Genomic DNA, 11,073 nt, shown 5'->3' on the forward strand with positions numbered 1-11,073 from the left:
CCTCGATATTGCGTCCACAGGAGCGCAGCTAGAGACCTCCCTCCCTGCTTATAGAACCCTTTCCTCTTCCTCCTCCTCTCCGTAGGGGGTAGAGCCAACCCTAATACGTTTCTATGCTATGTGCCGCAANTCCCTGCTTATAGAACCCTTTCCTCTTCCTCCTCCTCTCCGTAGGGGGTAGAGCCAACCCTAATACGTTTCTATGCTATGTGCCGCAATAGTCTCCAATGATTTTTCTGTCTATAGTCCCCACAGACACAAAGAGAGCGGCAGCAGGGCCTACCCCTCGAGGGGGAAGCCCTGCTGCCGCTGCATCCGTCTGAGGAGGCCTGGCCTCTTAGCCGATCGAGAAGTCTAGCCTGCGCAGGCGATCCTCCAGCTCCCTCGGAGCTCCGACGATGGTGTAGGCTCGCATCTCTCGAGGGTAGTCATAGCCCTTGCGCAGCTCTTCGAAGGCTGTCGCATCTGCTCGTAGCCGATCTCCCACTCGCTTTGGGATCGAGAGGGTTTGGGTGAGGGCATAGAGGAGGGCCTCCTCGCCACTCCTGCCCGAGAGATCTATCACGGGTGAGGCTGGGGCGGGCACTTCGTCCCAGTTCATCAGCCCCTCGAGCTCGAGTCCCCAGTGCCTACAGATCGCCCCTAGGGCCATACGGCTACCGGCAAACTTCCCATCGGCCGAGAAGCCCGCAATATGAGGGCTGACAACCTCCGCTTCGGCGAGTAGCTCGGCGGAGATATGTGGCTCTGCCTCCCAGCAGTCGATCATGAGGGCTCGTAGCGAGCCCTCTCGCTTGCCCTGCAGTAGGGCCTCAGTCTGCGTTACCCCACCTCGGCAGGCATTGATGAGGATGGGCCTACGGCGACACGAGCGCACGAAGGCTTCGCCCACCATCCCTCGGGTAGGGTAGGCCCCGCTGCTGCTCAGCGGGACATGCAGGGTGATGATGTCGCTCTCTCGGCAGATCTCCTCGAGGGAGACAAACTCCCCCTCGTCGCCCCGCTCGGCCCTAGGGGGGTCGCACAGCAGCGTCCTAAGCCCTAGGGCTGGGGCGAGACGCTCTACCTCTTGCCCGACATGCCCTACGCCTACGATGCCCAGCACTTTGCCGGAGAGCAAATATCCGCTCTGCAGGGCATAGCCCGAGAGGGCCGAGAGCACCCATTGGGCCACGGCCGTCGCATTGCATCCTGGAGCATTACTCCAGCCAATGCCATGCCTCTGGCAGTAGTCGGCATCAATATGGTCAAAACCCGCTGTGGCCGTCGCTATATAGCGCACTCGAGAGCCCTCTAGTAGGGCTGCATTGCAGCGGGTAATGCTGCGTACCAGGAGCGCATCGGCCGAGGCAATTGTCTCGGGGCAGAAGTCCGCATTGTCGAGGTAGGTTACTCGGCCGACCCGCTCGGCGATCCCTCTGAGGTAGGGGATCGATCGCTCAGCTACGATATGGATCATGGGAGGTGTCTTGGGGTGAAGGCTAGGCTTCGCCTTGGGGATAGGCCTCGGCAGGCAGGGCGTCTTCGTTGAGGAAGATCTCTCCATACTCCTGCTCGAAGGAGTGGATATTCTGTTGCAGCACACGGATCAGTCGCTTGACATTGTCTGGGGTCATGATGATGCGGCTGCATACTTGAGCAGATTGCTGTCCAGGCAAGAGGCGGACGAAGTCGAGGACGAACTCACTCTGAGAGTTCATGACGATGGCTAAGTTGCTATAGACTCCGCCTGCGACCTCCTCGGGAAGCTCGATGTTGATGGATTGGTTGTCTGATGTCTGTTCCATTGTTTGTCTGTAAAAAGAGGGTAAATGCATCCAAAGATACATCAAAAGCGGGTCAGCACCTAAGTTTAGATGCTAACCCGCTTGTGCGCGCTACTCTAGCTATGAGCCCTGGGAGGCTCAGCTACGAGCGTGATTGGGGCTTAGTAGCGAGAGGCTACCACATTCCAGTCGATGATGGCCCAAACGTCCTTGACGTGGTCAGCGCGACGGTTCTGATAGCTCAGATAGTAGGCATGCTCCCATACGTCGATACCCAAGAGGGGCTTGAGGCCGTGTACGACAGGGTTGCTACCATTAGGCTCCTTGGTGATCACCAGGTCGCCATTGGCGTCAGCTGCCAGCCAAGCCCAACCAGAGCCGAAGAGCGTCGTGCAAGCTGTGAGGAATTCAGCCTGGAAGGCCTCGAAGCTGCCCCACTTCTTCTCAATAGCAGCCAGCAGCTTGCCCGTAGGAGCACCACCAGCGTTGGGAGCGAACTGAGTGAAGTAGAGGTTGTGGTTGAGCGTCTGCCCAGCATTGTTGAAGAGAGGGCCTTCGCTATTGCATACGATCTCCTCGAGGCTAGCATCTGCCAGGGGAGTGCCCTCGATGAGCTGGTTGAGGGTGTTTACATAACCTGCCAGGTGCTTGCCGTGGTGGAAGGAGAGAGTCTCTGCGCTGATGGCAGGCTCGAGGGCGTTCAGCTCGTAAGGCAGCTGTACTAGTTCATGCTTCATTGTTGAAGAGTTGTATTTGTAGTGAGTAATGGATAATGATAATCGTAAGAGCCTGCTGAGGCTCTCTGTCCTAATAACCTTCGGTGGGAGAGGATTGTTTAGCCTCCCTTGGCAGAGAGCCTCATCGCCCCTCTCTCGAAACAAAACGCCCTAGGCATCTTCTGATGTCTAGGGCGTAGGATCTAGGCGAGCCTCATGGCTCTGCCGATAAGCGTTCCCTAATGGGGCTCCACTAGGCCTTCAAGGCTTAGTCCTCGTTCTGCTGAAGCTGCTTTACATAGACGGCCTTCTGCATCTTCTTGCGCTTAGCTACTGAAGGCTTGATGAAGGCTTGGCGTGCTCTCAGAGCCCTTACTGCGCCAGTCTTTTCAAACTTTCTCTTAAACTTCTTCAGAGCTCTTTCGATGTTTTCGCCCTCTTTTACTGGAACTACGATCATGATTTCTTCTTACTTATATTATTGTTATTATTCTTCCTTGTTGCGTAGGCCTATAGCTACGGACGTGCAAATTTAGCTATTGTTTATCTAACTACCAAAAGCACACACCTATGCCCCTCCGACTTGTCTGTTACTTCTCCCGAATGAAGATGTTGATCGGATTGCCCGAGAAGTCCCAATGTTCCCTAATCTTATTCTCCAGGAAACGCTTATAGGGCTCCTTGACCCACTGAGGTAGGTTGCAGAAGAAAGCAAAGCTGGGCACAGCCGTTGGCAGTTGCATCACATACTTGATTTTGATGTATTTACCCTTATTCGAGGGTGGAGGGGTAGCCTCGATGATGGGCAGCATCACTTCGTTGAGCTTGCTCGTGGGGATGCGGGTGCTACGTCGAGCGTACACCTCCTGGACAGTTTCTAAGACCTTGAAGATGCGCTGCTTGGTCAGTGCCGAGATGAAGAGAATCGGGAAGTCCGTGAAGGGAGCTAGTCGCTCACGAATGGCATGCTCAAAGGTCTTGATAACGATGTTACTCTTGTCTTCGACCAAGTCCCACTTATTGACACAGACGACTAGACCCTTGCTGTTGCGCTGGATGATGGAGAAGATATTCAGATCCTGAGCCTCTATACCTCGAGTGGCATCGAGCATGAGGACGCAGACATCGGCATTCTCAATGGCTCGTATCGAGCGTATTACGGAGTAATACTCGAGATCCTCGTGCACCTTGCCTCGCTTGCGAATGCCTGCCGTGTCTACGAGGTAGAAGTTCATGCCGAACTTGTTGTAGTGCGTATAGATCGAGTCCCGTGTTGTGCCGGCGATGTCGGTAACGATGTTGCGCTCTTCACCGATGAAGGCATTCACTAGAGAGGATTTGCCTGCATTGGGACGACCCACAATGGCGATGCGAGGGCAGTCGATCTCGGTCTCGACCTCGGTATCCTCAGGCAGGGATCGGACGATCAGGTCGAGCAGATCCCCCGTGCCACTGCCATTGACGGCTGAGATGCACTGAGGGTCTCCTAGGCCGAAGCTATAGAACTCTGCAGCCGCATAGTGCTGGTCGTAGTTGTCGGCCTTATTGGCCACGAGGATGACGGGCGTCTTGCTGCGCCGTAGCTTGGCTGCTACAGCGTCGTCAAGGTCTGTCGCACCATGCTCTATATCCACGACGAAGAGGATCACCGAAGCCTCCTGCATGGCGATCTCAACCTGGCGGTTGATCTCCTCCTCGAAGACATCTTCGCTGCCCACGACCCAGCCCCCTGTGTCTACGATTGAGAAGTCTCGGTCGAGCCAGGAGACCTTGCCGTACTGTCGATCTCGGGTAGTCCCAGCAGCTTCGTTGACGATGGCCTGTCGGCTCTGTGTAAGGCGGTTAAAGAGTGTGGACTTGCCCACATTGGGCCGTCCGACTATTGCGACTAAGTTGCTCATAGGATTTGTCTTTTGTTTGTGAATACTGCTCTGCTAGAGGGCTAATCTAGTTGATAGCCATAGCGGCGAAGTAGGTTATCTCGGTTGCGCCAGTCCTTCTCTACTCGGACGTACATCTCGAGGAAGATCTTCTTTTCGAAGAACCTCTCCATGTCTTTGCGGGCCATAGCCCCTACCTTCTTGAGAGCGGAGCCTCGGTGTCCGATGATGATGCCCTTCTGACTCTCACGCTCGACAACGATGAGCGTGCGGATGCGGATCAACTCCTCCTCCTCTTTGAATTCCTCGACGACGACTTCCACGGCGTAGGGGATCTCCTTCTGATAGTAGAGCAGGATTTTCTCTCGGATGATCTCAGTTACGAAGAAGCGGGCTGGCCTATCTGTCAGTGCATCCTTGTCGAAGTACGGAGGCGAGAGGGGGATAAGGCTCTCGATGCGCCGCCTCAGGGGCTCGACATTGAAGCGATTAAGTGCCGAGAGGGGGATGATCTCGGCCTTGGGCAGTCGCTCGTGCCAGAGCTCAACAAGCCTCTCGAGCTCTGCTTGGTTGCTGAGGTCTATCTTGTTGATGACCACGATGAGGGGACACTCGACACTGGCCACACGGCGCAGGAAGTCTTCGTTCTTGTCCTGTGCCTCGACCGTATCAGTTACATAGACGAGTACGTCGGCGTCGCCCAGGGCACTCTCCGAGTACTCGAGCATGCTCTGCTGTAGCTTGTAGTTGGGCTTGAGGACTCCAGGGGTATCGCTGTAGACGATCTGTAGCTCGGGCGTATTGACGATGCCCATGATGCGGTGGCGGGTCGTCTGGGCCTTGGAGGTGATGATCGATAGGCGTTCGCCCACCAGTAGGTTCGTTAGGGTCGATTTGCCTACGTTGGGGTTGCCTACAATATTGACGAAGCCAGAGCGATGCTCTGCATTGCTTGTGCTCATGACCGTTTGAATAATGATGATAACTAAGTAGATACTCCTGGCCTCGGGGCGAGGAGGGGAAGTCGAGAGCTTCAGACGAAGGAGCTTCGTCGAAGGTGTACCTGCCCAGTGGGGCAATTAAAGTGCAAAACTAATCATATTTCAGCGGTTTACCGCCACCGGAAGGCAAATCTCTCTGCCGAAGGGCCTCTGAGAGCCTCCCTCTCGAGGGGCTCTAGCGAATGTGGATGAGCTTGTGGGTCTGTAGGCTTAGCCGCCACTCTGGGTGTGCTTTGATGTACTCGACACAGAGCTCTACAGCCTTGGGGTCAAGCTGCATGGCGTCCTCGCCCGAGAAGATAGGACTGAGGAGGTAAGCCTCAGAGTGGGGGAGCTCCTCGATGCTTGGGGGCAGATCCTCGGCCTTGCCGACAGGGAAGCGCAGCTCCGAGACTCCCTGGGGAAAGTTGCTCTTGAGCCTTTGCATGGCTGGAGCTTTGGGGCTACAGGTGATGTAGTCAATACCCTCGGGCACGGGGCGTGTCCCATTGGTCTCAATAGCCTGGGTGTATCCTAGGGCCTTGAAGTAGGCGACGCTCTCACGCTGGAGCTGTAGGGTGGGTTCGCCCCCCGTCCAAATGATGAAGCGTGCGGGGTAGGGGGCAATAGCCTTGGCGATGGCCTCGTCGCTCATCTCGACACCCTCGTCGAAGTCTGTGTCGCAGAAGGAGCAACACAGATTGCAGCGTGAGAGGCGAATGAAGATGGCAGCTCGGCCGACATTGATCCCCTCGCCCTGTAGACTATAAAATATCTCGTTGATTAGCATTCAAGTTGATGGTCTATCTATTTGCGCCAGACCTTAGTCCGGCGATACTCTTCGAGCCGCTCCTTGAGGTAGCTCACGGCTCGTTCTATGATAGTATCATAACCCCGTCTGAGGTCTGCTTGGTTCATGGCAACGAGATAATCGGGGTCGATACCTAGCTCGATATTATTGCCCTCGGCATCATAAGTCTGCGTACTGGAGAAGCGTACGGCCCAGCCATTGGGCAGCTCGCTGGTCATCGGTAGGCCGCCCCCACCGCCTGTCCGATCGCCCATGACGGTAACGAGCGGTAGCCCCTTCATCTTGAGGACGAAGTCATTGGCTGCGCTGTAGACCCCTCGGTTGGTGAGTAGGACGACGGGGCGAAGCCACTTGACCCCAACGGTGAGGGTCTCGAGGCGTATATCGACTAGGGGGGAGAAGTCGTTGTGCCCTGGGCCCGTCTTGTGCCTAGTTCGTCCAACCAATCTAGGCTGGTCCATGAAGTGACGAGTCAGGCGATCGGAGGTGGTTACATTCCCCCCTCCATTGTCTCTAATGTCGATGATGAGGGCTCGGCAGCGAGAGAGTCGTTTCAGAGCTGCATTGATGTTTCCCTCGCCTAGAGGGCTGGAGAAGCTCCCATAGCGGATGTATCCGATGCTGTCGGGTGTATGTCCGTGGTGTAGGAGTTGAGTGTAGTAGAGGCCTCCAGCGATGCGATACTCCTTGCCGAGGTATTCCTCCATGAGGTCGAAGCTGAAGTTGCGAGGGTAATCCGTACGCCAAGCCCAGTAACGACCATAGTCAAAGGGAGCAATGAGATTGACATGCCCGTCCTTGAGCTCCGAGAGCATCCCCGTCATGACCTTGAAAAGCTCGTCGCTGCTCATCCGAGGGGCGATGTGGGGGCGATACTCGTTGTAGATGTCTTGCCAGCTCTTGCCCTTGTCGAGCTTGAGGTCAAAGAAGGCGTACTGGCGATCCATGATGCGCCAGAGGGCATCGAAATTCTCTGTCGCAGAGGTCGTATAGTCCTCCTCGCTCGAGCAGGCTGGGAGGATGAGGAGGCTCGTAAGGAGGCAGAGCAAGAGGCGAAGTCTATTCATAGTCTCGTGGTGGGGCTAGGGGAAGGGGCTAGAAGGGCAGACGCTCTCGCTGCCTGTGGATGCTACGTCGCCCCCCGATGCGTATCGAGTGGGTCGTGATCCCCAGCATGAGGCTGTGGCTGCTGATGCGGTGAGTGATGTGGTGGAGCTCTGAGGCCCGATGCTCCCACCGATAGCCCAGCGAGAGGGTGAAGTGATCCCATACGGGCAGATCCATCGAGACCATCAGCCGCTCGGCCCAGGCCTTGGTAGGCTGGGTGAAGACAAAGCGGCGGGCAAGCGAGCCCGAGAGATAGTAGAGCTCGTAGTAGCTCTCGCCGAAGTGCTGGGCGAAGTGTAGCCCTAGGAGCTCGGTCTGAGAGCTCAGGCGCAGGAGAGCGGGGAAGCTCTCCCATGGCAGACGATAGCTGTAGTGTAGAGCAAGGGTGAGGGAGAGGTCAGCCTTGAGTGTAGCGGGGTTGTTGCCATTGCGGGTACTGTAGAGCCCGCCGACGCCTGCACTCACTCCAGGGCCGACGTATAGCCGCCCCTGGGGAACGAAGGGGAGGCGCAGGGTATAGTGCCAGTCTCCCCGTGCCGAGAGCCGATAGATGGAGGCATTGCCTGCAGGGTTGTCGCTGCTCGAGAGGTGCACCTCCTGCTGTCGGTAGTACATCCGTGTCGGGGTCTCCTGCCGGGGTCTGAGGGCTAGGATGGAGGCCTCTCGAGGGGTAAGCGTATTGGCTCGATAGCCGAGCGAGGCCTGCTCGGAGAGGAGCATGAGGTCGATGCCTCCATAGCGAAGCGGCGAGAGGTAGCTCTCCCTAAGGAGGATGCCCCCGAGACCGAGCCAATTGGTTCGCCGTCTGATGCTATAGGTTGCCTCCTGGGGCTGTGGTATCCGCCACCAACCAGCTCCGAGATTGAGCTCGCTAGAGGAGGGGAGCAGCTCGCCCTGAGGCGGCTCGGCAGCGAAGGCCTCGGGGAGGATCGAGAGGCTCAGGCTGAGGTAGAGGAGTAGGGTGGTTAGTCTCATTGCTTGGGTAGGGCTAGGGCTGATCCTCTAGTGTCTGTGTCTCGTCGAAGAGGCCTCGCTCGAAGAGCTCCTCGCCGCCCTCAACCTCTTCGCCTTCGTCCGTCGCTGTGGCCTCGTCGAGGGGGGAGGGACGTAGGGGCTCTAGCTCCTTGAGGTAGGCGATCGGGTAGGGGGCGATGCGTTTGCCTCGGGCTCGGATGCCCTTGACCAGGGCGAAGCCCTCCACATCGATCTCGACGATGCGTTCCGCCTCGGGCTCGGCCTCTCGGCTGATCACTAGACGTGGATAGTAGGTGTCGGTGAGCAGCAGGAGGCGATTGCCTGGGTGCTCGCCGAGGATCTGCTCTCGCTTGCCCTCGGGCTCGATGGCGAAGCGTTTGATGTAGTGATAGCCCTGCTCAGCGTCGTAGTAGACGGCTGTCCAGAGCTTGCGAGGGTCATGCTTCTCGATGCGCAAGAGGTTGTCCTCGATATGATTGCTCTCGTCGAAGCTCGTCGTATAGCACTCGCCGCTCTGTAGGATGATGCACACCCGATCTCGGGCAAAGAACTCCCCTAGACGCTCGCCCTGACCTGCATAGTTGAGGCGCATCACATCTCGGTCGAACCATACCTCTCGCCCTCCGAGCGTCGAGAAGCCCTTGCTGATCATACGGATCGAGCTGATGTCGGCCTTGGTGATGAGGTTGCCCACCGTGCCCTTACCCTTGATGGCGATGTCGCTGAAGTCTCGCTCGAACTCGAAGAGACGCTGCTGGCGGTTGCGGATCTTGAGCTTGACAGCCACCCGCTCGGCCTCGCCATTGCTATTGGCCGAGAAGTAGAGCACACGAGAGCCCTTGGTGCCTCGGCTGAGGTCGTAGATGCGCTCTCGGACGATGCCTGTGAGGTTGAACCGCTTGGCATAGGTTGCCCCATGCTGACCATCCCGATACATGACGTTGTAGATGGTGCGCTCGTCGCCTCGGTGGAAGCGGGCAATATGGATGACCTCCTCCTGCCCATAGAAGCGTTTCTCCTCGACCCTAGAGATGAAGTACCGCCCAGAGCGGAAGAAGATGATGATGTCGTCGAGGCTTGAGCAGTTGTCTACAAACTCGGCATCCTTGAGCCCTGTGCCGAAGAAGCCCTCCTCTCGATTGATATAGAGCTTGGCATCGAGCTCGGCCACCTTGACCGCCTCGATCGTGCCGAAGCTCACGATGCGGCTACGCCTCGGATAGGCTGAGCCATAGCGGTCGATCAAGTGCTCGTACCAGCGGATGGTGTACTCGACGATGTGTTTGATGTCATGCTTCAGGCGGGCGATCTCCTGCTCGATCTCCAGCATCATGGCCTCGTGACGGGGGATGTTGAAGCGCAGGATGCGGCTCATGCGGATCTCCAGCAGTCGCTTCAGATCGTCCATGGTAATGGGGCGTAGGAGCTGCTCGAGGTAGGGCTGCATCCGCTGCTTGATGTGGCCGAGGGCCTCGGCCTCGCTCTTGGCCTCCTCAAACTCCCTATCCTTGTACATCCGCTCCTCGATGAAGATGCGCTCGAGCGAGGCGGCCAGGTAGGCCTCCTCCCGCTCGCCGAGCAAGAGTCTGAGCTCCATGTCGAAGAGCCTCTTGGTGCGCTCGACGCTGTAGCGCAGCACCTCGCTCACGCTCGTAAAGAGGGGCTTGTCCTCGTAGATCACGCAGCAGTTGGGCGAGATGCTGACCTCGCAGTCGGTGAAGGCATAGAGGGCATCGATGGCCTTGTCCGAGGAGACCCCGCTGGCCAGCGTGATGCGGATGTCTGTCGTGGCGGCGGTCATGTCATCGACTCGCTTGATGCGGATCTTCCCCTTCTCGACAGCCTTGAGGATGGACTCGATGAGCGAGGTGGTGGTCTTGCCCGCAGGCAGCTCCGAGATGCTCAGTGTACGGGCATCGATCTTGTCGATCTTGGCCCGAGACTTGAGGCTTCCGCCTCGCTCTCCATCGTTGTAGCGGCTCACATCGATCAGCCCCCCAGTGGGGAAGTCGGGGTAGAGGACAAACTCCTCCCCACGCAGATAGGCACAGGCTGCCTCGGCCAGCTCGACGAAGTTGTGCGAGAGGATCTTGGACGACAGCCCCACGGCGATCCCCTCAGCCCCCTGGGCCAGGAGGAGGGGGAACTTCACCGGCAGGGCAATCGGTTCGTCCGCTGTGCCGTCGTAGGTCTTCTTCCACTCCGTAATGCGCTCCGAGAAGACGGCCTCTCGGGCTAGAGGGGAGAGCTTCGCCTCGATGTATCGCCCTGCTGCGGCGGGGTCGCCCGTTAGGATGTTGCCCCAGTTGCCCTGCGTGTCAATGAGATAACCCTTCTGCCCGAGCTGCACGAGGGCATCGTTGATCGAGGCATCACCATGGGGGTGATACTTCATGGTCGTGCCAGCGATGTTCTGTACCTTGATCAGCTTGCCATTGTCCAGGAGGCGCATGTTGTGCAGGATGCGCCGCTGCACGGGCTTGAGGCCGTCGTCGATATGGGGTACTGCACGCTCGAGGATGACGTACGAGGCATAGTCGAGGAACCAGGTGCGGTACATCTGGCTCAGGTGGCTGTATTCAGGTTTGTAGGCAGCGACCTCGGGGGGCAGAGCCTCGGAGGCCTCCTCACGGGGTGGCTCTACCGATGGGGTTTGCTCTTCGCTCTGCGTGGTCTCGGGGTTGGGGTTCAACTCGCCCTGAGGGGTTGCTTGGGGCTGCTGTTCGTCTACATCGTATTTGTCGGGCATACGTGGGGCAAAGTATTGTTTGCCGCAAAGATACCTTTTTTCGCTCGCTTCGCCCCCCTACGCCTCGATTCCCAGGGGAAGGTTCGTAT

Annotated in this window: 10 protein-coding genes; all 10 read right to left on the reverse strand. The window is 57.6% G+C overall.

Annotation, left to right across the window (positions count from 1 at the left end):
- Window positions 1-337 precede the first annotated feature (337 nt).
- On the reverse strand, window positions 338-1,459 hold the full coding sequence (locus HQ37_RS02840; RefSeq protein ID WP_152566773.1) for a 4-phosphoerythronate dehydrogenase: 1,122 nt from the start codon (window positions 1,457-1,459) through the stop codon (window positions 338-340).
- A 22-nt stretch (window positions 1,460-1,481) separates the two neighbouring features.
- Window positions 1,482-1,787, reverse strand: coding sequence for a DUF3467 domain-containing protein (locus HQ37_RS02845; RefSeq protein ID WP_036880054.1), 306 nt, complete (start codon window positions 1,785-1,787; stop codon window positions 1,482-1,484).
- Between the two features lie 140 nt (window positions 1,788-1,927).
- Window positions 1,928-2,503 (reverse strand): superoxide dismutase, encoded by a 576-nt coding sequence (locus HQ37_RS02850; protein ID WP_036880058.1) that lies wholly within the window; start codon window positions 2,501-2,503, stop codon window positions 1,928-1,930.
- A 247-nt stretch (window positions 2,504-2,750) separates the two neighbouring features.
- Window positions 2,751-2,942, reverse strand: a complete 192-nt coding sequence (gene rpsU, locus HQ37_RS02855) for a 30S ribosomal protein S21 (RefSeq protein ID WP_036880061.1) — start codon at window positions 2,940-2,942, stop codon at window positions 2,751-2,753.
- Between the two features lie 130 nt (window positions 2,943-3,072).
- Window positions 3,073-4,383: a ribosome biogenesis GTPase Der gene (gene der, locus HQ37_RS02860; protein WP_036880064.1), complete on the reverse strand. Its 1,311-nt coding sequence runs from the start codon at window positions 4,381-4,383 to the stop codon at window positions 3,073-3,075.
- Between the two features lie 41 nt (window positions 4,384-4,424).
- Complete coding sequence (gene era / locus HQ37_RS02865) at window positions 4,425-5,324, reverse strand: GTPase Era (protein ID WP_036880289.1); 900 nt, start codon at window positions 5,322-5,324, stop codon at window positions 4,425-4,427.
- Window positions 5,325-5,538: 214 nt separating this feature from the next.
- A complete protein-coding gene (locus HQ37_RS02870; protein WP_036880066.1) occupies window positions 5,539-6,132 on the reverse strand; it encodes a radical SAM protein in 594 nt (197 codons plus the stop codon).
- 17 nt (window positions 6,133-6,149) lie between these two features.
- Window positions 6,150-7,220, reverse strand: coding sequence for a S41 family peptidase (locus tag HQ37_RS02875; RefSeq protein WP_036880069.1), 1,071 nt, complete (start codon window positions 7,218-7,220; stop codon window positions 6,150-6,152).
- Window positions 7,221-7,248: 28 nt separating this feature from the next.
- Window positions 7,249-8,235 carry a hypothetical protein gene (locus tag HQ37_RS02880; RefSeq protein ID WP_036880072.1) on the reverse strand — a complete coding sequence of 329 codons (987 nt, stop codon included), beginning with the start codon at window positions 8,233-8,235 and terminating at the stop codon, window positions 7,249-7,251.
- 13 nt (window positions 8,236-8,248) lie between these two features.
- On the reverse strand, window positions 8,249-10,984 hold the full coding sequence (locus HQ37_RS02885; RefSeq protein WP_052080709.1) for a DNA gyrase/topoisomerase IV subunit A: 2,736 nt from the start codon (window positions 10,982-10,984) through the stop codon (window positions 8,249-8,251).
- Between the last annotated feature and the right edge of the window lie 89 nt (window positions 10,985-11,073).

This window comes from Porphyromonas sp. COT-239 OH1446 (assembly GCF_000768875.1).
Taxonomy (GTDB): Bacteria; Bacteroidota; Bacteroidia; order Bacteroidales; family Porphyromonadaceae; genus Porphyromonas.